This window comes from Hylemonella sp. P2_B10, from assembly GCF_056404875.1.
The window spans coordinates 252,843-276,081 of record NZ_JBFUDE010000002.1 but is presented as its reverse complement, the minus strand read 5'-3'; the positions used below and the strand labels follow the sequence as shown (position 1 = coordinate 276,081).

The 23,239-nt window shown below is 66.1% G+C and carries 23 protein-coding genes; 11 read left to right on the top strand and 12 right to left on the bottom strand.

Features of this window, described 5'->3' with window-relative positions; translation table 11 throughout:
• The first annotated feature begins 110 nt into the window (after positions 1 to 110).
• The 9 genes from AC1DX2_RS09115 to AC1DX2_RS09075 all read left to right on the top strand — a co-directional run bounded on the left by AC1DX2_RS09115 (position 111) and on the right by AC1DX2_RS09075 (position 9,106).
• Positions 111 to 977 (top strand): branched-chain amino acid ABC transporter permease, encoded by an 867-nt coding sequence (locus AC1DX2_RS09115; protein ID WP_477196020.1) that lies wholly within the window; start codon positions 111 to 113, stop codon positions 975 to 977.
• Positions 974 to 1,993: a branched-chain amino acid ABC transporter permease gene (locus AC1DX2_RS09110; RefSeq protein WP_477196019.1), complete on the top strand. Its 1,020-nt coding sequence runs from the start codon at positions 974 to 976 to the stop codon at positions 1,991 to 1,993. Before AC1DX2_RS09115 ends, AC1DX2_RS09110 begins: the two co-directional genes overlap by 4 nt.
• The gene (locus AC1DX2_RS09105; RefSeq protein WP_477196018.1) at positions 1,990 to 2,703 is read left to right on the top strand and encodes an ABC transporter ATP-binding protein; all 714 of its coding nucleotides are present in this window, start codon (positions 1,990 to 1,992) and stop codon (positions 2,701 to 2,703) included. The genes AC1DX2_RS09110 and AC1DX2_RS09105 overlap by 4 nt, the downstream gene beginning before the upstream one ends.
• A gap of 4 nt (positions 2,704 to 2,707) precedes the next feature.
• On the top strand, positions 2,708 to 3,412 hold the full coding sequence (locus AC1DX2_RS09100; protein WP_477196017.1) for an ABC transporter ATP-binding protein: 705 nt from the start codon (positions 2,708 to 2,710) through the stop codon (positions 3,410 to 3,412).
• A gap of 29 nt (positions 3,413 to 3,441) precedes the next feature.
• Positions 3,442 to 4,206, top strand: a complete 765-nt coding sequence (locus AC1DX2_RS09095) for a putative hydro-lyase (protein ID WP_477196016.1) — start codon at positions 3,442 to 3,444, stop codon at positions 4,204 to 4,206.
• A 9-nt stretch (positions 4,207 to 4,215) separates the two neighbouring features.
• Entirely contained in the window at positions 4,216 to 7,896 is a 3,681-nt protein-coding gene (locus tag AC1DX2_RS09090; protein WP_477196015.1) for a hydantoinase B/oxoprolinase family protein, read from the top strand.
• A gap of 34 nt (positions 7,897 to 7,930) precedes the next feature.
• The gene (locus AC1DX2_RS09085) at positions 7,931 to 8,290 is read left to right on the top strand and encodes a response regulator transcription factor (protein ID WP_477196014.1); all 360 of its coding nucleotides are present in this window, start codon (positions 7,931 to 7,933) and stop codon (positions 8,288 to 8,290) included.
• A gap of 201 nt (positions 8,291 to 8,491) precedes the next feature.
• Positions 8,492 to 8,632 carry a hypothetical protein gene (locus AC1DX2_RS09080; protein ID WP_477196013.1) on the top strand — a complete coding sequence of 47 codons (141 nt, stop codon included), beginning with the start codon at positions 8,492 to 8,494 and terminating at the stop codon, positions 8,630 to 8,632.
• A gap of 66 nt (positions 8,633 to 8,698) precedes the next feature.
• Entirely contained in the window at positions 8,699 to 9,106 is a 408-nt protein-coding gene (locus AC1DX2_RS09075; protein ID WP_477196012.1) for a globin family protein, read from the top strand.
• Between the two features lie 430 nt (positions 9,107 to 9,536).
• Here AC1DX2_RS09075 and AC1DX2_RS09070 read toward each other — a convergent pair whose 3' ends face one another.
• A complete protein-coding gene (locus AC1DX2_RS09070; protein WP_477196011.1) occupies positions 9,537 to 10,265 on the bottom strand; it encodes a response regulator in 729 nt (242 codons plus the stop codon).
• A gap of 213 nt (positions 10,266 to 10,478) precedes the next feature.
• On the opposite strand from AC1DX2_RS09070, the gene AC1DX2_RS09065 reads away from it, so the two are divergent.
• Together AC1DX2_RS09065 and AC1DX2_RS09060 are read left to right on the top strand one after the other, a co-directional pair.
• Positions 10,479 to 10,796 carry a hypothetical protein gene (locus tag AC1DX2_RS09065; protein ID WP_477196010.1) on the top strand — a complete coding sequence of 106 codons (318 nt, stop codon included), beginning with the start codon at positions 10,479 to 10,481 and terminating at the stop codon, positions 10,794 to 10,796.
• Positions 10,797 to 10,826: 30 nt separating this feature from the next.
• Positions 10,827 to 11,252, top strand: a complete 426-nt coding sequence (locus AC1DX2_RS09060) for an Hpt domain-containing protein (protein WP_477196009.1) — start codon at positions 10,827 to 10,829, stop codon at positions 11,250 to 11,252.
• 55 nt (positions 11,253 to 11,307) lie between these two features.
• Here AC1DX2_RS09060 and AC1DX2_RS09055 read toward each other — a convergent pair whose 3' ends face one another.
• The 11 genes from AC1DX2_RS09055 to serC all read right to left on the bottom strand — a co-directional run bounded on the left by AC1DX2_RS09055 (position 11,308) and on the right by serC (position 23,239).
• Complete coding sequence (locus AC1DX2_RS09055; protein WP_477196008.1) at positions 11,308 to 11,874, bottom strand: ComEA family DNA-binding protein; 567 nt, start codon at positions 11,872 to 11,874, stop codon at positions 11,308 to 11,310.
• Positions 11,875 to 12,019: 145 nt separating this feature from the next.
• Positions 12,020 to 13,039, bottom strand: a complete 1,020-nt coding sequence (gene rfaD / locus AC1DX2_RS09050) for an ADP-glyceromanno-heptose 6-epimerase (protein ID WP_477196007.1) — start codon at positions 13,037 to 13,039, stop codon at positions 12,020 to 12,022.
• A gap of 14 nt (positions 13,040 to 13,053) precedes the next feature.
• Positions 13,054 to 13,998, bottom strand: a complete 945-nt coding sequence (gene rfaE1, locus AC1DX2_RS09045) for a D-glycero-beta-D-manno-heptose-7-phosphate kinase (protein WP_477196006.1) — start codon at positions 13,996 to 13,998, stop codon at positions 13,054 to 13,056.
• Positions 13,999 to 14,061: 63 nt separating this feature from the next.
• The gene (gene lapB / locus AC1DX2_RS09040; protein WP_477196005.1) at positions 14,062 to 15,219 is read right to left on the bottom strand and encodes a lipopolysaccharide assembly protein LapB; all 1,158 of its coding nucleotides are present in this window, start codon (positions 15,217 to 15,219) and stop codon (positions 14,062 to 14,064) included.
• Positions 15,209 to 15,502, bottom strand: coding sequence for a LapA family protein (locus AC1DX2_RS09035; RefSeq protein WP_477196004.1), 294 nt, complete (start codon positions 15,500 to 15,502; stop codon positions 15,209 to 15,211). Before AC1DX2_RS09035 ends, lapB begins: the two co-directional genes overlap by 11 nt.
• A gap of 275 nt (positions 15,503 to 15,777) precedes the next feature.
• Positions 15,778 to 16,098, bottom strand: a complete 321-nt coding sequence (locus AC1DX2_RS09030; protein ID WP_477196003.1) for an integration host factor subunit beta — start codon at positions 16,096 to 16,098, stop codon at positions 15,778 to 15,780.
• 104 nt (positions 16,099 to 16,202) lie between these two features.
• Complete coding sequence (gene rpsA, locus AC1DX2_RS09025; protein WP_477196002.1) at positions 16,203 to 17,885, bottom strand: 30S ribosomal protein S1; 1,683 nt, start codon at positions 17,883 to 17,885, stop codon at positions 16,203 to 16,205.
• 205 nt (positions 17,886 to 18,090) lie between these two features.
• Positions 18,091 to 20,097, bottom strand: a complete 2,007-nt coding sequence (locus AC1DX2_RS09020; protein WP_477196001.1) for a bifunctional 3-phosphoshikimate 1-carboxyvinyltransferase/cytidylate kinase — start codon at positions 20,095 to 20,097, stop codon at positions 18,091 to 18,093.
• A gap of 22 nt (positions 20,098 to 20,119) precedes the next feature.
• A complete protein-coding gene (locus tag AC1DX2_RS09015) occupies positions 20,120 to 20,992 on the bottom strand; it encodes a prephenate dehydrogenase (RefSeq protein ID WP_477196000.1) in 873 nt (290 codons plus the stop codon).
• 27 nt (positions 20,993 to 21,019) lie between these two features.
• Positions 21,020 to 22,102: a prephenate dehydratase gene (gene pheA / locus AC1DX2_RS09010; RefSeq protein WP_477195999.1), complete on the bottom strand. Its 1,083-nt coding sequence runs from the start codon at positions 22,100 to 22,102 to the stop codon at positions 21,020 to 21,022.
• Between the two features lie 33 nt (positions 22,103 to 22,135).
• Positions 22,136 to 23,239 carry a 3-phosphoserine/phosphohydroxythreonine transaminase gene (gene serC / locus AC1DX2_RS09005; RefSeq protein ID WP_477195998.1) on the bottom strand — a complete coding sequence of 368 codons (1,104 nt, stop codon included), beginning with the start codon at positions 23,237 to 23,239 and terminating at the stop codon, positions 22,136 to 22,138.

The following is a 23,239-nucleotide window of genomic DNA, read 5'->3' as shown; positions in this document are numbered from 1 at the left end:
AAAGCCGCTGACGGCGGCCTGCTGCCGCCGTACCATTCCCTGTCGTACCTTGTTCATGGCAGCCCGCAAAGCGCTGCCCTCCCGGAGGCTGCCCGTGCGGAACCACCACCATGACCTTTGACATCCTTTTACAGACCCTGGCCTCGGGCGTGCTGATAGGCCTGATCTACGCCCTGGTGGCCATTGGCCTGACCATGATCTTCGGCGTCATGGACATCGTCAACTTCGCGCATGGCGAGTTCCTGATGCTGGGCATGTACTCCAGCTTCTGGCTGTTTGCGCTCTATGCGCTGGACCCGCTGCTGACGCTGCCGCTCACCGTGCTGATGCTGTTCGTCTTCGGCGTGCTGCTGTACAAGCTGGTGATTGTGCGCATCACCAATGCGCCCATGCTGTCGCAGATCTTCACCACCTTTGGCATCATGATCCTGCTGCGCGGCGTGGCCCAGTTCCTGTGGAAGCCGGATTTCCGCTCCATCGAGAACTCGGCGGTGGCCGGCTCGGTGAAGCTGCTGGGCGTGCAGTTGGGCAAGCCGCAACTGGTGGCGGGCCTGGGCGCCATCGTGGTCACCGGGCTGATCTATTTCTTCCTGACGCGCACCCGGCTGGGCGCCGCGCTGGAGGCCACCGCCTCGGACAAGGAGGCGGCACGGCTGATGGGCATTGACTCGCACCGCATGTTCGCGCTGGCCTGGGGCATAGGCGCGGCCTGCGCCGGCGCGGCGGGCGTGCTGCTGTCCACCTTTTTCCCCATCTTCCCGGACGTGGGGGCGAACTTCATCCTGCTGGCCTTCGTGGTGGTCAACCTGGGGGGCTTTGGCAGCGTCACCGGCGCCTTCTGGGCCGGCATCCTGGTGGGGGTGATCGAGGTGATGGGCGGGCTGCTGCTGGGGCCGCAATACAAGACGGCCATTGTGTTGGTGCTGTTCCTGGCGGTGTTGATGTGGCGGCCGCAGGGCCTGATGGGGAAAGCATGAGCACGCGCAACTTAGTCATCTGCTGCGCCGCGCTGGCGTTGCTGGCCGTGGGCTTGCCCCTGGTGCTGGACAGCTCGCGGCTGAACCTGGTCATCCTGATGCTGATGGCCGCGCAGCTGGGCGTGGCCTGGAACATGCTGGGCGGCTATGCCGGCCAGGTGTCACTGGGGCATGCTGCGTTTTACGGCCTGGGCGCCTATATGTCCACGCTGCTGCTGCTGAAGTTCGGCATCAGCCCTTGGCTGGGCATCCCGCTGGGTGGGCTGGCGGCCGCCGTGTTCAGCCTGGGCTTCGGCTGGTCGTGCTTCCGGCTCAAGGGCCACTACTTCGCCATGGCCACCATCGCCGCGGCCGAGCTGGTGCAGATCTTCTTCACCGAGTGGGAATACGGCGGTGCGGCGGTGGGGCTGAACCTGCCCATGGACCGCAGCGGCTGGCTGTGGCTGAACTTCGCCTCCAAGCTGCCTTACTACTGGCTGGCGCTGGGCCTGCTGCTGCTGACGCTCCTCGCCAACTGGTGGGTGGAGCGCAGCTACCTGGGTTACTACTTCCGTGCCATCAAGGATGAGCCGGACGCGGCCCGCAGCGTGGGCATCAACATCGCGCGCTACAAGCAGGTGGCGCTGTGCATCAGCGCCTTCTTCACCGCCGTGGGCGGCAGCCTGTATGCGCAGAAGGAGCTCTACATCGACCCCACCTCGGTGCTGTCCACCGCGCTGTCCATCAAGATGGCGCTGGTGGCCATCCTGGGCGGCGTGGGCACGCTGCTGGGCCCGGTGGTGGGCGCGGTGGTGTTGACCGGCATCGAGGAGGGCACGCGCACACTGTTCGGCGGCAGCGGCCGCGGCACCGACGTCATCATCTATGCCAGCCTGATCATCGGCGTGGCGGTGTTCTACCCCACCGGCCTGCTCGGCTGGCTGAAGGGATGGCGCCAGCGGCGCGCGGCCAAGCAGATTGCACCCCAGCCGCCGGAAGCGGCCACGCCGGTCGCCAACGCCAAGGAGGCGGCATGAACAGCCTGTTGCAAGTGCAAAACGTCAGCAAACGCTTTGGCGGCCTGGTGGCCAATGAGGACGTGTCCTTTGACGTCGCCGCCGGCCAGGTGGTGGGGCTGATCGGCCCCAACGGCGCCGGCAAGACCACGCTGTTCAACTGTGTGGCCGGTTACTTCGCGCCCAGCGCCGGCAGCATCCAGTTCGAGGGCAAGCCCATCGCCGGGCTGCCGCCGGAGGCCTGTGCTCGTGCCGGTGTGGCGCGCACCTTCCAGATTGCGCGCACCTTCACCAGCATGACGGCCTGCGAAAACGTGATGACGGCCGCGCTGGCCTCGCAGCGCAACCCGGCCAAGGCGCGCGAGGCCGCCATGCGCTGGCTGGCCTTCACGAACCTGCAGCACTTTGCCGACAAGCCCGCTGCCAGCATGACCATCAGCGAGCAGCGCCGCCTGGCGGTGGCGCGCGCACTGGCCCTGCAGCCGCGCATCGTGCTGATGGACGAGGTGATGGCCGGGCTGAACCCGTCCGAGGTGCGCGAAGCGGTGGACGTGGTGCTGAAGATACGCGACCAGGGCATCGCCTGCCTGATTGTGGAGCACGTGCTGGAGGGCATCATGCCGATCGCCGACAAGATCGTGGTGCTGGACCGTGGCCGCAAGATCGCCGAGGGCACGCCACAGCAGGTGTCCAGCGACCCGGCGGTGATCACCGCCTACCTGGGGGACTGACGCCATGCTGGAACTGAAAAACCTCAAGGTCTGCTACGGCAGCGTGCTGGCCGTCTCCGACGTCAGCCTGACGGTGGCGCCGGGTCAGATCGTGGCGCTGGTGGGCGGCAATGGCAACGGCAAGTCCACCACGCTGCGCGCGGTGGCGGGGCTGAACCCGTTGGCCGCCGGCAGCATCCTGTTCAATGGCCAGCCGGTGCATGGCATGCAGGCGCACCACCGCGTGCCGCTGGGGCTGTCCCTTGTGCCCGAGGGCCGGCGGCTGTTTCCGCGCCTGACCGTCAAGCGCAACCTGGAGTTGGGCGCCTACACCCGGCAGGACCAGCACGAGGTGGCGCAGACGCTGGACGAGATGCTGAACCTGTTTCCCATCCTGAAGGAACGCGCCGGCCAGTTGGCCGGCACCATGAGCGGCGGCGAGCAGCAGATGCTGGCTATCGCTCGTGGCCTGATGGCCCGCCCGAAGCTGCTGATGCTGGACGAGCCGTCCTGGGGCATCGCGCCCAAGTTTGTCACCAAGGTGTTGGAGGTGATCCAGCAGGTGAACGCGCTGGGCGTGTCCATCCTGCTGGTGGAGCAGAACCTGAAAAAGGCGTTGCACATCGCCCACCAGGGTTACGTGATACAGACCGGCCGCATCGTCATGCAGGGCAGCGGCCAGGACTTGCTGAACAACGACCAGGTGAAAAAGGCCTACCTGGGGCTGTGACCTGCATTCTTCATATTGAGACTTTTTCCATGACCACCTTTAACGTTCCCGCCGAGCTGCGCCAGGCAGCCCGCAGCGGCCAGTTCACCCAGCCCACCTCGGGCCACGCGCCCGGTTTCATCCAGGCCAACCTGATGATCGTGCCGCAGGCGCACGCCTTCGACTTCCTGCTGTTTTGCCAGCGCAACCCCAAACCCTGTCCGCTGGTGGAGGTGCTGGACGTCGGCGCGCTGGAGCCGAAGTGCGCGCCAGGCGCCAACATTGCCACCGACATTCCCGGCTACCGCGTCTACCGCGACGGCGAATTCACCGAAGAGCGCGCCGAGATCAGTGCGCTGTGGCAGGACGACTTCGTCGCCTTCCTGATCGGTTGCAGCTTTTCCTTCGAGGCGGCGGTGATGGCCGAGGGCGTGCCGCTGCGCCATGTGCTGCAGAATCGCAACGTGGCCATGTACCGCACCAACGTGGCCTGCGCGCCGGCGGGCCGTTTTCACGGCAACATGGTGGTCAGCATGCGGCCGGTGCACAGCCGCGATGTCGCCAAGGCGGTGCAGGTGTCAGGCCGCTTCCCGCTGGCCCATGGCACGCCGGTGCATGTGGGCAACCCGGCGGCGCTGGGCATTGCGGACCTGGCGCGGCCGGAGTATGGCGACGCCGTGGACGTGCTGTCCGATGAGGTGCCGGTGTTCTGGGCTTGTGGCGTGACACCGCAGGCGGTGGCACAGGCCAGCAAACTGCCACTGTGCATCACCCACGCCCCGGGCAAGATGTTCGTGACCGATATCAAAGGCTGAGAGGCCACCATGCAAAGCAACACCCCTTCTGACGCGGCGCGCTGGCAGTTCTGGATCGACCGGGGCGGCACCTTCACCGACGTGGTGGGCAAGCGGCCGGACGGCACGCTGGTCACCCACAAGCTGTTGTCGGAGAACCCCGAGCAGTATCGCGACGCTGCCGTGGCCGGCATACGCCACCTGTTGGGCCTGAAAGCCGGCCAACCGGTCACGCCTGAACTGGTGGAGTGCGTGAAGATGGGCACCACCGTGGCCACCAACGCACTGCTGGAGCGCAAGGGCGAGCCCACGCTGCTGGTCACCACGCGGGGTTTTCGCGATGCGCTGCGCATTGCCTACCAGAACCGGCCGCGCCTGTTCGACCGCCACATCCAGCTGCCCGAGCTGCTGTACAGCGCCGTGGTGGAGGCCGACGAGCGTGTGGGCGCGCGCGGCGAGCTGGTGCAGCCCCTGGACGAGGCGGCGTTGCGGCGCCAGTTGCAGGCGCAGTTTGACGCCGGCCTGCGCAGCCTGGCCATCGTCTTCATGCACGGCTACCGCTACACCGCGCACGAGCAGGCGGCGGCGCGCATCGCGGTGGAGGTCGGCTTCACCCAGGTCAGCACTTCGCACCAGACCAGCCCGCTGATGAAGTTCGTCAGCCGGGGCGACACCACGGTGGTGGACGCCTACCTGTCGCCCATCCTGCGCCGCTATGTGGACCAGGTGGCGGCCGAGATGCCGGGCGTGGCGTTGTTCTTCATGCAGTCCTCCGGCGGCTTGACCGATGCGCGCACCTTCCAGGGCAAGGACGCCATCCTCAGCGGCCCGGCCGGTGGCATCGTCGGCATGGCGCGCACGGCAGCGTTGGCCGGCCAGGCCAAGGTGATCGGCTTCGACATGGGCGGCACCTCCACCGACGTGTCGCACTATGCCGGCGAGTTCGAGCGCGAGTTCGAGACCCAGGTGGCCGGCGTGCGCATGCGCGCGCCCATGATGAGCATCCACACCGTGGCGGCCGGCGGTGGCTCCATCCTGGCGTTTGACGGCGCGCGCTTTCGCGTCGGGCCGGCCAGTGCCGGCGCCAACCCCGGGCCGGCCAGCTACCGGCGCGGCGGCCCGCTGGCTGTGACGGACGCCAATGTGATGCTGGGCAAGATACAGCCACGCTACTTCCCCCCGGTTTTCGGCCCCGCCGGCAACGAACCGCTGGACGGTGACGTGGTGCGGCAGAAATTCGCCACGCTGGCGGCGCAGACTGGCCGCGCGCCCGAGCAGGTGGCCGAGGGGTTCATCAGCATCGCGGTGCAGCAGATGGCCAACGCCATCAAGAAGATTTCGGTGGCGCGCGGGTACGACGTCACGCGCTATACCTTGCAATGCTTCGGCGGCGCTGGCGGGCAGCATGCCTGCCTGGTGGCGGACGCTTTGGGCATGACGCGCGTCTTCGTGCACCCATTGGCGGGTGTGCTCAGCGCCTACGGCATGGGCCTGGCCGACCAGGCGGTGATGCGCGAGCAGGCGGTGGAGTTGCGCCTGGGCGAGCAAGCGCTGCCCGAGGTGCTTGCCCGCCTGGATGCGCTGGCCGCCCAGGCCAGCGCCGAGCTGCGGGGCCAGCAGGCCAGCCGCGGCGCGCTGGTGGTGCACCGGCGCGTGCATGTGCGCTACGAGGGCAGCGACAGCGCACTGGTGGTGGCCTTCACGCCGGGCGGCGACAGCGCGCAACAGCAGATCGCACAGATCGAGGCCGGTTTCGAGGCCGCCTACCGCCAGCGCTTTGCCTTCCTGATGCACGGCAAGGGCTTGATCGTGGAGGCGGTGTCGGTGGAGGCGGTGATTGCCGGTGACGCCCCGGCCGAGCCGCGCCACCCGGTGCACGCGCCACGCGACCTGCACGCCAGCGGCGCGGTGCGCGAGACCGTGCCCATGTACAGCGGCGGCGAGTGGGTGGATGCCGCGCTGGTGGTGCGCGAAGACCTGCAGCCGGGCGACCTGGTCAGCGGCCCGGCCATCATCGCCGAGAAGAACGCCACCACCGTGGTGGAGCCGGGTTGGGAAGCCGAGCTGACCGGCCTGGACCACCTGTTGCTGACGCGGCGCACGCCGCGCGCCACCCGCTTTGCCGCCGGCACCACCGCCGACCCGGTGCTGCTGGAGGTGTTCAACAACCTGTTCATGAACATCGCCGAGCAGATGGGGTTGCAACTGCAGAACACCGCCCATTCGGTCAACATCAAGGAGCGGCTGGACTTCAGCTGCGCGCTGTTTGACGCCGCGGGCAACCTGATCGCCAACGCGCCGCACATGCCGGTGCACCTGGGCTCCATGGGCGAGAGCATCAAGACGGTGATACGCGAGAACGCCGGGCAGATGAAACCCGGCGACGTCTACGTGCTGAACGATCCGTACCACGGGGGCACGCACTTGCCCGACATCACGGTGATCACGCCGGTGTACCTGAATGAGGTGGTGGGTGACAAACCCCTGTTCTACGTGGGCTCCAGGGGGCACCATGCGGACATCGGCGGCACCACGCCCGGCTCCATGCCGCCGTTTTCCACCCGCGTGGAGGAGGAGGGCGTGCAGATCAACAACGTCAAGCTGGTGGCCCAGGGGGTGCTGCAGGAAGCCGCCATGCTGGCGCTGCTGCGAAGCGGCGAGTACCCCAGCCGCAACCCGCAGCAGAACCTGGCCGACCTGAAGGCGCAGATTGCCGCCAACGAAAAGGGCCAGCAGGAGCTGCGCAAGATGGTGGCTGAGTTCGGCCTGGACGTGGTGCAGGCCTACATGCGCCATGTGCAGGACAACGCCGAGGAATCGGTGCGCCGCGTCATCACCCGGCTGAAGGACGGCGGTTTCACGCTGAAGCTGGACAACGGCGCGCAGATCCAGGTGGCGATACGGGTGGACGCTGCCGCGCGCAGCGCCGAGATCGATTTCACCGGCACTTCGCCCCAGCTGACCAACAACTTCAACGCACCCACGGCGGTCTGCATGGCCGCGGTGCTGTATGTGTTTCGCACACTGGTGGCCGACGACATCCCGCTGAACGCCGGCTGCCTGAAGCCCTTGAAAGTGATCATCCCGGCCGGCTCCATGCTGAACCCGAATCCACCGGCCTCGGTGGTGGCGGGCAATGTGGAGACGTCGAGCTGCATCACCAATGCGTTGTACGGCGCCCTGGGCGTGATGGCGGCCAGCCAGTGCACCATGAACAACTTCACCTTCGGCAACCAGCGTTACCAGTACTACGAGACCATCTCCGGCGGCGCCGGTGCCGGTGGCGTGTACGACGAGCAGGGCCGGCTGGCCGGCGGCTTCCCTGGCGCCAGCGTGGTGCAGACGCACATGACCAACTCGCGCCTGACCGACCCCGAGGTGCTGGAGTTCCGCTTCCCGGTGCGGCTGGACAGCTACGAGATACGCCCCGGCTCAGGCGGGCAAGGGCGCTGGCGCGGTGGCAATGGCGGCACCCGGCGCGTGCGCTTCCTGGAGCCGATGACGGCCAGCATCCTGTCCAACGGCCGCGTGCACGCCGCCTTCGGCGCTGCGGGTGGCGGGCCCGGCGAAGTGGGGCGCAACCGCGTGTTGCGCGCCAACGGCGTCGTGGAAGACCTGGCGCACATTGCCCAGGTGGACATGCAGGCCGGTGACGTGTTCGAGATCCAGACGCCGGGCGGCGGCGGCTTCGGCACGATGACTGGCGGCTGATGCGCACGGGCATGGCCGGCCTACAATGCCGCCCATGTCCAACGTGCTGGTCGTCGACGACGACCCCTCCATACGCACCACGGTCTCCATGTTGCTGCGCATGGAGGGCCATGCGGTGCGGGTGGCGGGCGACGGCCGCGCTGGCCTGGAAGCGGCGTTGGCGTCGCCACCGGACGTGGTCATTTCCGACCTGCACATGCCCGGCATGAATGGGCTGGAGTTGATGCTGGCGCTGCGCGCCGAGCCCAGTCTGGCCGCCACCCGCTTGCTGCTGCTGACCGGTGTCACCGGGGAGGCCATCGCCGCGCCAGATGGCAGCGTGCCCGATGCGGTGCTGACCAAGCCCTTCGCGCGCGAGCAACTGCTGTCCGCCCTGGCTGCGCTGACATCCTGAAGAGCCATTGCCGGTCTGTGCGACGGGCTCGCATGGCTGGGCCATGCCATCGCCTCATGGTCCGAAAACTTGACGCTATTGCTACTGATTCAATAGCGCTTGCGGCGATACAAACGATACAAAGTCCGCAGGCCATGACATGGCGCTGATACCCGTGCTGCACACAATTGATCCCAATCGCTGTCACACGGAGTCACCACCATGCCAAACGCCTTCTATGTCTTTCCCCGCCGCGGCGGCTTTTGTCTGTTTGCATCCGACTTGCTGTCGGACTGCCTGGACTTCGCCTCCCAATACACCCATGTCGAGGTGGTGGACATGTTCGGCCAGGTCTGGGGCTGAGCCCGCCATCGCCACCACAACAACACATCACGGCAACTGCTTTCTGTCACACACCAAGGATAAAAAATGAACGAAGAAACCATCAAGCTCGTGCAGGCCAGCTGGGTCAAGGTCATGCCCATTGCCCCGCAAGCCGCCGAGCTGTTCTACAACAACCTGTTCAAGCTGGACCCCAGCCTGCGCGCGATGTTTCGCGGCGACATGCAGGCCCAGGGCAAGAAGCTGATGCAGATGATCAGCGCCGCCGTCGGCAAGCTCAGCGACCTGGAAACGCTGATCCCCATCCTGCAAGGCCTGGGGCAGCGCCATGAGACCTATGGCGTCAAGCCGGCCCACTACGCCACCGTCGGCTCAGCCCTGCTGGCCACGCTGTCGCAAGGCCTGGGCGACGACTTCACCCCCGAGGTGCGCCAGGCCTGGAACCAGGTCTACGGCACCATGACCAACGTGATGTTAGACGCCTGCACGGTCTGAGTTTTCCCCCACTCACTCCCCCCGCCCTCTCCCGCCCCGCCGGGCGGAAGAGGGAGCCTTTATTTGGGCATTGCACTTCGGCTACTCCCTTACTGGGAACTGTGAGATTGCCAGTCCCGCACCGCACGCCCAGCGCTTCAAGTTATTGAAGTAGCTTCACGCCTTAAACACCCCGTTAACCAAAAAGCAGCGCGGTAGCCTGTGCTTGGCGGAAGGGACCCCTGTGTGAAGCCGAGGAGCGCAGCCCCAGACGGATCGGAAAGCGTGCTGTTTGAGCGACCGAAGGGAGCGAGTTTGCACGCTTTCCCGGCTGGGGCGAGCACCGGAGGGCAGTCCGCGCAGCGGACCTTTACACCGGGGAGGGAGCCAAACACAGGCTACCGCGCTGCGGAGCCCCGCCAACGAAGCAGCAAAGCTCCAGAAGGCGGACTCAGGACTCCAAAGCCAGCATGTACCCCACGCCCCGCACCGTGCGCAGCGCCTGCGGCTTGTCCGGATCGACCTCGATCTTGCGGCGCAGGCGGGTGATGCGCAGGTCTATGCTGCGGTCGCTGCCGTCGTAGTCGCGCCGGCTGGTGGTCTCCAGCAGCCATTCGCGGGTCAGCGGGCGGTTGGGGTGCTGGCAGAACAGGTCCAGCAGGTCGAATTCGGTGGCGGTCAGCGGCTGCTCGCTGCCGTCGTCGGCCACCAGCGTGCGTTTTTGCCGGTCGAACAGGCAGCGGCCTATGCGCAGCGGCGTCTGGGCCTGGCTGCCGGCGGCGGCAGGGGCCGCTGGCCGCTGGGTCTGGGTGCGGCGCAGCAGGCTCTTGATGCGGGCCAGCAGTTCGCGCGGGTCATAGGGCTTGGTGACGTAGTCGTCGGCGCCGGTTTCCAGGCCCACGATGCGGTCCACCGAGTCGGTGGCGCCGGTCACCATGATCACGCCCAGCAGAGGGTGGCGCTCGCGCAGCCAGCGCGCCAACGCAAAGCCGTCTTCCCCAGGCAGACCTATGTCCAAAAGCACAGCGTTCGGCATCTCGGCGACCAGGGCCTCGCGCATCAGCGCGCCATTGGCCACGGCGGCCACCCGGAAACCGTTGGCCGACAGGTACTGGGTCAGGACCTGGCGTTGGGTGGCCTCGTCCTCCACCAGCAGCAGATAAGGTTTGTCGGTACTCATGAGCAAGCGCAATTATGGCGTCAACGGCGCTGATACAAACGATACAAACCCGACCAGCCGCGACACGGAGCTGAAATCCCCCCCTTCGACAATCCTTTTTGACAGTTCGGCAGCCGGTGTTCAGGCTGCGAACCCCTGACTTTCAAGCGCCCCATCCTGGGGCGTGTGGCCAAAAAACTGCTGGCGCTCCCCAGCGCTGGTGTGGAGAATGACATGCTGATACTGACCAACTTCCTGGTGATTGCCTTGGCCCTTTTCCTCGCGCTGGTGGTGGCGGCTTCGGCCGCCAACCTGCATGGCCTGGCCCGTGGCGATAGCCTGCCCCTGGGTGAATTCGGCAACTCGAAGGCCGGGCCGCAGGAGGTGCCGGACGAGGGCCTGGCCTCCACCCAGCCCCCGTCAGGGGTCGATGTCGATATCCTGGTGACCCAACCCATGGGCGAGCGCAGGCCGCGCGTGCGGGTGCTGGGCCAGCCGCTGAAGCTGGCGCAGGAGCCCCGGCTGGTCAGCGACTCGCGCAAGCGTGCTTGAGGCATGCAGCCTCATTTTTCAAGCAACCGCATGACTTCCGCCAGCTCCCCCGGTCTCACCGGTTTGCCGCCCACCGAGGTGCTGCCGGTGTTTGACGAACGGGTGCTGGGCGACATGTTTCGCGACGATACCCGGATGATGGGCTCGGTGCTGCAGACGTTTTTCACCAGCATGCTCACCAGCGTGGAAGCACTGGAGCAGGCGCTGGCGAGCGAAGACATGACGGCGGTGGTGTCGATGGCGCACCGCATCAAGGGCGCGGCCCGCATCAGCGGTGCCCTGGCCATGGCCGAGCAGGCCATGCTGCTGGAGGGCAAGGCTCGCCAGGGCAACTGGGCACTGTCGCGCGCGTTGGGTGCGGGCGTGGTGGAGCAGTGGCACGGCTTCCAGCTGAATGCCCGCGTGGGCCAGTTGCTGGCGCAGGCGCCGGCTGCGCCGCCAGACACGGTCAGTTAAGCCCCCTGGAAAAGCAAAAGCCCGCCTGAGCGGGCTTTTTCACTGTGGCGCCAGTTTATTTCTTGGCAGCGCTGGCCGCAGGCTTGGCGGCGCTGGCGGCAGGCTTGGCAGCGTCAGCCTTGGCGGCCTTGGCTGCTTCCTTCTTGGCCTTGGCGTCGTCAGCCTTCTTTTGCTTTTCTTCGGCCTTGGCTTTCTTGGCGGCTTCCTTGTCAGCCTTGGCGTCAGCGGCCTTGTCTTTCTTTTCCGCGGCGGGGGCGGGCGCCGGGGCCGGTGCCGCCGGCGCGGGCGCTGGAGCCGCCTTGGCGGCAGCAGCCGGCTTGTCTTCCTTCTTCGCGGCCGGCGCGGCAGCGGGTGCACCGGCGTAAGAGGCGCCGGCGACGGTCAGGCCCGCAGTGGACAGCTTGGCGGCGCTGGCCTCGCCAATGCCCTTGACGCGCGTGATCAGGTCATTCCAGTCCTTGAAGTTGCCCTTCTTGCGCTCTTCAATGATTTTGCTGGAAATGGCCGGGCCAATGCCCTTGACGCCATCCAGGTCGGCGGCGCTGGCGGTGTTGGCGTCCACGGCCGCAAAGGCGGCAAAGGCATACAGCATGGCCAGGATGGCCAGAATTTTCTTCAACATGCGAGAAGCTCCTGTGGGTGGATGAATGTGGCGTTCCGGTTGCCCGACCGGGCCGCGTGCGCCCAGCCAGTCCACAACGCTACACCATCCCTGGCCGTTGACGGCTAGGGCTTGCCCTTGCTGTTGCCGTCGTCCCCGGAGCCGCTCAAGCCTGCTGCGCCAGCCAGGCCATGTACTGCGTCACGCCGGTCTGCACATCGGCAAAGCTGTGGTTGCAGCCGGCCTTGCGCAACGCCGACAGGTCGGCCTGGGTGTAGCACTGGTACTTGCCACGCAGCGCGTCCGGAAACGGGACGTACTGCACCAGGCCAGCTGTGGCCATGTCGGCCAGCGCCAGCGGCGTTTCGTTCTGGCGCGCGCGCAAGGCGTTGACCACCGCGTGCGCGACGTCGTTGAACGGCTGCGCCCGGCCGCTGCCCAGGTTGAAGATGCCGGACTGGTCCGGGTGGTCGAAGAACCACAGGTTGACCGCCACCACATCGTCGACGTACACGAAGTCGCGCATCTGCGCGCCGGCGGCATAGCCGCCGTAGTCGCCAAACAGCTTGACCTTGCCCTCCGCCTTGAACTGGTTGAATTGGTGGAAGGCCACGCTGGCCATGCGCCCCTTGTGCTGCTCACGCGGGCCATAGACGTTGAAATAGCGGAAACCCGCCACCTGGGTCAGCCGGCCCGTGCGGCAGCGCTCGAAGTCAACACCGCATTCGCGCCGCATGCGCTGGTCGAACAGCAGCTTGGAGTAGCCATAGACGTTGAGCGGGTGCTCGTAGGCCGGCTCTTCCTTGAAGTTGTCCGAGCCCCCATAGGTGGCGGCAGACGACGCGTACAGCAGCCGCGAGCCCCTTTTCTGGCAGGCGTGGAACAGATCGCAGGACACGCCGTAGTTGTTGCGCATCATGTACTTGCCGTCCTGCTCCATGGTGTCGCTACAGGCGCCCTCATGGAACACCGCCTCGACCTGGCCGTAGGCGCCGTGGGCGAAGGGTTCATAGAAATCGTCCGCATCCACATAGTCGGCGATCTTCAAGTCGGCCAGGTTGCGGAACTTGTCGCCCTGCGTCATGTCGTCGACGGCGATGATGTCGTCCATCCCGCGTGCGTTCAAGCCTTTGATGATGTTGCTGCCTATGAAACCGGCGGCGCCGGTGACAACGATCTTGGCCATGGCTGGGTCCTGTGTCAGTGGTGTGCGCGGGAGGGGAACAACTCGTCAAAACTGACGGTGGCGGTGCCAAACTTGCCCACCACGATGCCGCCGGCCCGGTTGGCGTGCGGCATGGCATCGCGCAGGCTCAGGCCCGCGGCCACCAGCGCGGCCATGGCGGCGATCACGGTGTCGCCGGCACCGGTGACGTCGAACACCTCGCGCGCCGCAGCCTTCACACTGATCTGGCCTTCGGAGTCGAACAGCGTCATGCCTTCCTCGCTGCGCGTCAGCAGAATTGCTTCCAGCCCCAGTTCCTGGCGCAGGTTGTGCACCTTGGTCTGCAAGTCTTCTTCATTGCGCCAGCTGCCTATCACCTGCTGCAACTCGGCGCGGTTGGGCGTGATGACGCTGGCGTGGCGGTAGCGCGAGTAGTCCGAGCCCTTGGGGTCGATCAGCACGCTCTTGCCCGCCGCGCGGGCGCCGTCAATCATGTCCACCACGTGGGCCAGGCCGCCCTTGCCATAGTCGGAGAACAGCACCGCGTCGTGCTGCGGCAACTGGGCCTTGAAGGCGGCCGACTGCGAGGCCAGCACCTCGTTCTTGGGCGTGTTCTCAAAATCCAGCCGTATCAGCTGCTGCTGGCGGCCGATGATGCGCAGCTTCACCGTGGTCTGCAGCTCGGGGTCGCGCCCGAAGTGCGGGGTGATGCCGGTCTTGGCCACCAGCGCTTCCAGCTTGTGGCTGTTGTCGTCATCGCCCACCACGGTCAACAGCGAGGCCTTGGCACCCAGGCTGACCACGTTGCTGGCCACGTTGGCGGCGCCGCCTATGCGCTCTTCCTCGCGCGTCACACGCACCACGGGTACCGGCGCCTCGGGCGAAATGCGGTCCACGGGGCCGTACCAGTAGCGGTCCAGCATGGCGTCGCCCACCACCAGCACGCGGGCTTTGGACAGGGTTTTCTTGGTTACAGGCATGAAGGCAATCTTCGCAGCAATTTGTTCTTCGGGAATTCTTCAGGGGTATGTGTGTGCGCTGGCTCAGAGCTCTTCCACACGCCGCGCCGGGTAGCTGTCCCAGGCCTGGCAGCCCGGGCATTGCCAGAAATGCTGCTTGGCCTCGAAACCGCAGGCGGCGCAGCGGTAGCGCGTCAAAGGTTTCACCGCGTGGTCCAGCGCGCGCTGCACCTGCGGGTGGAATTGCTCGTGCTCCAGCTTTTCGCCGGCGATCCATTTGGCCGCCGCCACCAGCGAAGGCTCGTGCTGCAGGTGCTGCACATACCAGTCGCGCGCCGGTTGGCTGGGGCCTTCCACCGTGGCCTCCAGCGCCACGATGGCTTCCAGCACATCCAGCGACGGCGATTGGGCATAGGCCGTTTTCATCAGCTCCAGCGCATTCAGTGTCTCACCACTGGCGATGGCAAACTGCGCCAGCAGCGGCGCCATCAGCGGCAGCGCCGCAGGCGCGGCCGGCAAGGCCTTTTCCATCTCCTGGTAGGCCGCCAGCGGGTCGCCCAGGCGCTCATGCAGTTGGGCCAGTTCCATGCGCGCACGCGGCGCGTCGGGTGCGGTGGCGATGGCCTGCTCGTAGACGGCGCGCGCCTTGTCCGGCGCATTGGCCGCCACCAGTGTGCCGGCCTGCTCGCACAGGTAGTGTGCCAGCCGGTTGCTGAAACTGCCCTGGCCGGCAGTCTGCAGTTTTTGCGCCACTTGGGCCGCCTGCGCCCAGTCGCGCGAGCGCTCGTAGTTGGCCAGCAGCGCCAGGCGGGCCTCGGCCTCGAAGGGCGTGCCTTCCAGCTTCAGCAAGGCTTCCTCAGCGCGGTCCAGCAGGCCGGCCTTCAGGTAGTCCAGCGCCAGCGCATGCTGGGCGCGGTGCCGGTCGACAGCGCTCAGGTCGCCGCGCGACAGCAGGTGCTCATGCACCCGCACCGCGCGCTCGTACTCGCCGCGGCGGCGAAACAGGTTGCCCAGGGCGAAATGCAGCTCCGAGGTGTCGGGGTCGTTTTGCACCGCTTCGATGAAGGCGTCAATGGCCTGGTCCTGCTGTTCGTTGAGCAGGAAGTTCAGGCCCCTGAAGTAGGCCTTGGGTGCCTGGCGGTTTTCGATGCGCAGCTGGCGCAGGTCCAGCCGCGAGGCCAGCCAGCCCAGCATGAAGGTCACCGGCAGGCCCAGCAGCAGCCAGCTGAGGTCAAAGTCCATGGGGTGGAGGGGAGACCGTGGTCACGCGCTCGGTGGTCAGCGCCTGGCGCGCCTGCGAGGCCTTGCTGCGCTGCAGCCACCAGCGCGGCACCATGCCCAGCACGCCAATCACCACGCCCGCCGTGAAGGCGGCCAGCACCACCAGCACCAGCGGCGCGCGCCAGTGGGTGCCGAAGAAGAACTGCACGGTGGCGTCCTGCTGGTTGTTCAGCGCAAAGGCGAACAGCGTGAAGAAAATGGCTGCCTTAAGCATCCACTTAAGCAGCCACAGCAGATGTTTCATCGATCTCCTCTGTGACCGGTTGATTCTAGCTGCGGTGCCTGGCTTTCCCCCACTCACTCCCCCCGCCCTCTCCCGCACCGCCGGGCGGATGAGGGAGCCTTCATTTGGGCATTGCGCTTCGGCTACTCCCTTGCTGAAGAAAGGTGAGATTGCCAGTTCCGCATCGTGGCCCGACGCTTCAGGCCACCGCGCTGTGGAGCCACGTCAACGCAAAAGGCACAGCTGAAAAGAAAACGGCCGCAAGAGCGGCCGTCGTCACGTGAAGGCGAGGACGGTCAACCCGTCGTCGCCTTGTCCTGTCCCATCAGCACTGCCGTGCGCTCATCCACCGCTTCACGCAGGGCCTTGCCCGGCTTGAAGTGGGGGACGCGTTTCTCGGGAATGGCCACGCTTTCGCCACTGCGCGGGTTGCGACCCATGCGGGGCGGCCTGCGGTTGATGGAGAAGCTGCCAAAGCCACGGATTTCGATGCGGTGCCCGCGCACCAGCGCGTCGTTCATGGCGTCAAGGATGGCCTTGACGGCGAATTCGGCATCGCGGTGTGTCAGCTGGCCGAAGCGGGCAGCCAGCTCTTCAACGAGGTCGGAACGCGTCATGAATTTAGGGAAGGAGAGATTTTGGGCAACCGGACGGACATTGCAGCACAAACCTCGCGGTCTGTGCTGCCGTGTCGCGCCCGGTGCGGCGCCAATACAACGATTTAGTTGTTGTTGTCCAGCTTGGCGCGCAGCAGGGCGCCCAGGCTGGTGGTGCCGGCGTTTTCACGCGCCGAGTTCTGGCTCAGCGTGGCCATGGCGTCAGCCTGGTCAGCCGCATCCTTGGCCTTGATGGACAGCTGGATGTTGCGGGTCTTGCGATCCACGTTGACCACAACGGCCGTCACTTCGTCGCCTTCCTTCAGCACGTTGCGCGCGTCTTCCACGCGGTCGCGGCTGATCTCGGAGGCACGGAGGTAGCCGATGACGTCTTCACCCAGGTCGATCTCAGCGCCCTTGGCATCCACGGTCTTGACCTTGCCGGTCACGATCTGGCCCTTGTCGTTGATCGACACGAAGGTGGTGAACGGGTCGGAGTCCAGCTGCTTGATGCCCAGGCTGATGCGTTCGCGGTCCACGTCCACGGCCAGCACCAGGGCTTCCACTTCCTGGCCCTTCTTGTAGTTGCGCACGGCGGCTTCGCCCGGCTCGTTCCAGCTCAGGTCGCTCAGGTGCACCAGGCCGTCGATGCCGGCAGCCAGGCCGACGAACACGCCGAAGTCGGTGATGGACTTGATCGGGCCCTTGACGCGGTCGCCGCGCTTGGTGTTCTGCGCGAACTCTTGCCACGGGTTGGCCTTGCACTGCTTCATGCCCAGGCTGATGCGGCGCTTGTCTTCGTCGATCTCCAGCACCATGACTTCGACTTCGTCGCCCAGGGACACGATCTTGGAGGGGGCCACGTTCTTGTTGGTCCAGTCCATTTCAGACACGTGCACCAGGCCTTCGATGCCGGGTTCCAGTTCCACGAACGCGCCGTAGTCGGCGATGTTGGTGATCTTGCCGAACATGCGCGTGCCTTGCGGGTAGCGGCGGTTCACGCCCATCCACGGGTCATCGCCCATCTGCTTCAGACCCAGCGAGACACGGTTCTTTTCGGTGTCGAACTTCAGGATCTTGGCGGTGATTTCCTGGCCAGCCTGCACCACCTCAGACGGGTGGCGCACGCGGCGCCATGCCATGTCGGTGATGTGCAGCAGGCCGTCGATGCCGCCCAGGTCCACGAAGGCGCCGTATTCGGTGATGTTCTTCACCACGCCTTGCACCACGGAGCCTTCCTTCAGCGTCTGCATCAGCTTGGCGCGCTCTTCGCCCATGCTGGCTTCCACCACGGCACGGCGCGACAGCACCACGTTGTTGCGCTTGCGGTCCAGCTTGATGACCTTGAATTCCAGGGTCTTGTTCTCGTACGGAGACAGGTCCTTGGTCGGGCGGGTGTCCACCAGCGAGCCGGGCAGGAAGGCGCGGATGCCATTGACCAGCACGGTCAGGCCGCCCTTGACCTTGCCGCTGGTCGTGCCGGTGACGAATTCGCCGGATTCCAGGGCCTTTTCCAGGCTCATCCACGACGCCAGGCGCTTGGCCTTGTCGCGCGACAGGATGGTGTCGCCATAGCCGTTTTCGATGGCGTCGATGGCCACCGAGACAAAGTCGCCCACTTGGACTTCGACTTCGCCCTTGTCGTTCTTGAACTCGTCGATCGGCACATACGCTTCGGACTTCAGACCGGCGTTGACGACGACAAAGTTGTGTTCGATGCGCACGACTTCAGCGGTGATGACTTCACCGGTGCGCATTTCGGAGCGCTGCAGCGATTCTTCAAAGAGGGCGGCAAAAGATTCAGACATGTAGTTTCCTTGTACCTTCGGCAGCGTCCACGGCGTTGTATCGGGCGTGGCGTTTCAGCAGCACCATTGCTGCTGGGGGATAGCTGTCGACGGCAGTTTTTTGCGGATGGTCCGCGGGTTACGTTGCACTATCCAACCGGCCAGTGCGCCTGCGGCGCGAGGGGAGCCAGTTGGGCCTTGTATGGCCGCCGTGCAAACCGCTTTTTCAAACGAGCTTGAATGGCTGCCGGCCTTGCCACCAAGTCAGCACGGTCTCCAACGATTGCTCAACCGTCAGGTCCGAGTTGTCCATCAGCAAGGCGTCTTCAGCAGGCCTCAAGGGCGCCACTGCACGGGACGAGTCCCGCAAGTCGCGCGCCTCCAAGTCATTGCGAAGGTCTTCCAGTATAGCAGGAATTCCCTTTGAAATCAACTGCTTATGCCGTCTTTGGGCCCTGCGTTCGGCGCTGGCGGTCAAAAACACCTTCAGCGGCGCCTGCGGAAAGATCACCGTGCCCATGTCGCGCCCGTCGGCCACCAGGCCAGGCAGGCGGCGAAAACCGTGTTGCAGGTCCACCAGGGCCAGGCGCACCTGGGGCAGGGCGGACACCTTGGAGGCGTTCATGCCGGCTTCCTCGGTGCGGATTACCTCGCTGACGTCGTGGCCATTGAGCAGCACCCGGCCGCCGGTGAATTCAATCTTCAACTGGCCCACCAGCACGGCGATGGCCGGCTCGCCAGCGGCGTCCAGCGTCAGCCCGGCCTGGCGTGCGGCCAGCGCGGTGATGCGGTACAGCGAGCCCGAATCCAGGAAGTGGTAGCCCAGCTGCCGGGCCAGCACGGCCGCCAGCGTGCCCTTGCCGGAGGCGGTGGGGCCGTCCATGCACAGCACCGGGATCAAACCCGTCGGCGTCTGCGTCACCGAAAACAGCGCCTCAAAGTAGTCGGGGAAGGTCTTGGCCACGCATTTCGGGTCCAGGATGCGCACCGGCAGCCGCGCCGGGTTGAAGGTGGCCAGCGAGAAACACATGGCCACCCGGTGGTCGTCGTAGGTATGGATGCTGGCGGCGCGCCAATCCTTGGCACTGGCCGGGGGCGCGACCGCGATGTAGTCCGCGCCTTCTTCCACCATGGCGCCCAGCTTGCGCAGCTCGGCGGCCATGGCGGCGATGCGGTCGGTCTCTTTCACGCGCCAACTGGCGATGTTGCGCAGCCGGGTGGTGCCGTCGGCATACAAGGCCATCACCGCCAGCGTCATCGCGGCGTCGGGGATGTGGTTGCAGTCCAGGTCGATCGCCTTCAACGGCCAGGCGCCGCGCGACACCTTCAACCAGTTCGGACCGCTCTCGACCACGGCACCCATGGCCTGGGCGGCCTCGATGAAGCGGATGTCACCCTGGATGGCGTCCGCGCCCACGCCGTTGATGCGCACGCCGTCCGTTTTGGGCGTGGGGGGCGCAATGGCGCCCAGCGCGATGAAGTAGCTGGCCGACGAGGCATCGGCCTCGACATGCAGGCTGCCGGGCGATTGCAGCCGGCAGCCGGCGGGAATGGTGAACCCGGCCCAGCCATCGCGTTGCACGGCCACGCCGAACTGCGCCAGCAGCTTCAGCGTGATCTCGATGTAGGGCTTGGAGATCAGCTCGCCGACGACCTCGATGCGTATGTCTTGCTGGGCCACCAAAGGCAGCGCCATCAACAGCGCGGTGAGGAACTGGCTGGAGACGTCGCCGCGCACGCGTATCGGCGCGTCCAGCCGCAGCTGGGCGGTGCCGATGCGCAGCGGCGGAAAGCCGCTGTTGCCAAGGTAGTCCACCGTGCAGCCCAATTGGCGCAACGCGTCCACCAGGTCGCCAATGGGGCGCTCATGCATGCGCGGCACGCCACTCAACTCAAAGTCGCCACCCAGCACGGCCAGCGCGGCCGTCAGCGGACGCATGGCCGTGCCCGCGTTGCCCAGGAACAGTTTGGCGGCGGTGTTCTTCAACTGACCGCCCAGGCCGTCAATCCGCACCGTGCTGCCGTTGACGGCAACACCGCAGCCCAGGGCGCGCAGCGCGTCCAGCATCACGCGGGTGTCGTCGGAGTCCAGCACATCGTGCAGCGTGGTCTGGCCCTGGCTCATGGCGGCCAGCAGCAGCACGCGGTTGGAAATGCTTTTGGAGCCGGGCAGGGTGACGGTGCCGCCCGCCGTCGTCAAAGGGGGAAGGTCAAGAAATTCGGTAGCGAACATTGAGCGTCACGAAGCGCAGCTGTTATTTGTTGTTCTTGTTCATCGACCAGTTGGCGCGCGCCAGGCTGGCTTGCTCGATCAGGCCTTCCAGGGCCTCGCCGTTGCCGGTGGTCAGCATCAATTCAATGGCTTGCAGGTTACGCAGGAAGATCTTGCTCTGCCCCAGCAGTTCTTCGCGGTTGGACACCATGATGTCGCGCCACACCTTGGCGTCGCTGGCGGCGATGCGGGTGAAGTCGCGAAAGCCGGGACCGGCCAGCGACAGGAAATCAGCGCCGGCAGGCTGGCCCGAGATGGCATTCATCAGCGCAAAGGCAATCAGGTGTGGCAGGTGGCTGACGGCGGCAAAGGCCGCATCGTGCCCCTCGGGTGACATCTTCAGCACCTTGCAGCCCAAGGCGGACCACACGTCCACCGCCTTTTGCAGCTGGGTGGTCAGCGTGCGCTCTATGGGTGTCAGGATGACCTGGCGGCCGTGGAACAGGTCGGCATCGGCGTGCTCCACGCCCGACACTTCCTTGCCGGTGATCGGGTGTGCCGGCACGAAGGAGCCCACCTGCTCGCGCAGCGCGCGGCGGCCGGCGTCGATGACGTCGCGCTTGGTGGAGCCGACGTCCATCACCAGCATTTGCGGGGTTACCAGGTGCTTGATGGCCTTGAAGGTGGCCTCGGTGGCCGACACCGGCACCGCCACCAGCACGATGTCGGCACCCGACACGGCCAGCAACGCCGAGGGGGCCTCGACGTCAATCACGCCCATCTGGCGGGCGCGCTCGGTGGTGGAGGGCGACTTGCTGTAGCCCACCACGCGCTTGACCAGGCCGGCGCGTTTCATGGCCAGCGCGAACGAGCCGCCCATCAAACCGCAACCGATGACCCCCAGTTGTTCAAACATCCCGTGCCTTTGTTGTCTTCGGCCTCATTATTCACTGACTGGGTACGAGCCCAGCACCTTGTAGAACGCGCACAGCCCTTGCAAGTCCTTCAGTGCTGCCGCCACATGCGGTTGCGAGGTGTGGCCCTGCACGTCGATGTAAAAATAATACTCCCACTGGCCCGAGCGGGCCGGACGCGATTCAAAGCGCGTCATGGACACGCCATGCGCCTTCAGTGGCATCAGCAGGTCGTGCACCGCGCCGGGACGGTTGGGCACCGAGACGATCAGGCTGGTGCAGTCGTTGGATGAGGGCGGTGGCGTGCCCAGCGTCTGGGGCAGGCAGATCACCGCAAAGCGGGTGCGGTTGTAGGCTTCGTCCTGGATCGCGTGGGCGACGATGTGCAGGCCAAACTGTGCCGCGGCCCGCTCACTGGCCAGCGCGGCCCAGGCCGGGTTGGTGGCGGCCAAGCGGGCGCCCTCGGCATTGCTGGAGACGGCGCGGCGCTCTGCATGCGGCAGGTGGGCCGACAGCCAGCCCTGGCACTGTGCCAGCGCCTGCGGGTGGGCCATCACGACCTCGATGCCTTCGCGCGAATTCTCCTGGCGCAGCAGGTTGTGGCGCACCAGCAGGCTGACCTCGCCCACCACGTGCACTGGCGAGTGCAAAAACAGGTCCAGCGAACGCGCCACCACCCCTTCGGTGGAGTTTTCCATGCCGACGACGCCGAACTGGGTGGTGCCGGCCGCGGTGGCGTGGAATACCTCGTCAAAATTGGCGCAATAGATCAGGTTGGCCGCGCTGCCAAAAAACTCGATGGCGGCCTGCTCGCAGAATGTGCCGGCCGGCCCCAGCACCGCCACCCGTTGCGGCGCCTCCAGCGCCAGGCAGGCCGACATGATCTCGCGCCACACCGAGGCCACATGGTTGTCCAGCAGCGGCCCGGGGTTGCTGTGCTGCAGGCGGTCTATCACCTGGGCCACGCGGTCCGGGCGGAAGAAGGGGGTGCCTTCGCGGCGCTTGATCTCGCCCACCTGTTCGGCCACGCGGGCGCGCTGGTTCAGCAGCGCCAGCAATTGCTCGTCCAGGGCGTCGATTTCCACACGCAGCTCGGGCAGGGTCTTGGACATGGGGTTAACGGTCTTTCGCGGCAGGTCGCGTGATCAGGCGGCGTTGCGCTCAAAGTCTTTCAGGTAGTCCACCAGCGCCTGCACGCCATCCAGCGGCATGGCGTTGTACAGGCTGGCGCGCATGCCGCCCACGGACTTGTGGCCCTTGAGCTGCAACAGGCCGCGCGCCTTGGCGCCGGCCAGGAAGGCGTCGTTGCGCGATTCGTCGCGCAGGAAGAAAGGCACGTTCATGCGCGAGCGGCAATCCGGCGCGACCTTGTTCACGTAGAACTGGGATTGGTCTATGGCGCCATACAGCAGTTGCGACTTGGCGATGGCAAGCGCTTCCATGGCGGCGACGCCACCCTGGCGCTTCAGCCACTGGAACACCAGCCCGGCCATGTAGATGGCATAGGTGGGCGGGGTGTTGTACATGGAGTGGTTGTCGGCCACCGTCTTGTAGTCAAACGCGCTGGGGCAGATGGGCAGGGCCTGGCCCAGCAGGTCTTCGCGCACCACCACCAGCGTCAGGCCGGCGGGCCCGAGGTTCTTCTGTGCACCGCCGAAGGCCAGGCTCACGCGTGACCAGTCCACCGCGCGCGACGCCACGTGCGAGGAGAAATCCACCACCAGCGGGGCGTCACAGCCCAGCGCCTTCAGGTCGGGCAGTTCGGCGAATTCCACGCCGTGTATGGTTTCGTTGCCGCAGATGTGCACGTAGCTGGTGCGCGCGCGCAACTGCCAGCTGGTGGGCGCAGGCATGCGGGTGTGGTGGTCATCGGCGTTGCTGGCCGCCACCTGGGCCGAGCCGTAGCGCTGGGCCTCCTTGGCGGACTTCTGGCTCCAGCTGCCGGTGACGATGAAATCAGCCTGCGGCGTGCCCGAGCGCGCCATCAGGTTCAGCGGCACGATGGCGTTTTCAGCCAGACCGCCCCCCTGCATGAACAGGATCTTGAAGTGCGCCGGCACCCCCAGCAAGTCGCGCAAGTCGTCATGGGCCTGCTGGTAGATGGCGGTGAACTCCTTGCCCCGGTGGCTCATCTCCATCACGCCCATGCCGCTGCCCTGCCAGTCCCACATCTCCGCCGCCGCCTGCTGCAGCACTTCCAGCGGCATGGCCGCCGGGCCGGCGGAGAAGTTGTAGGGGCGTTGCTGCAT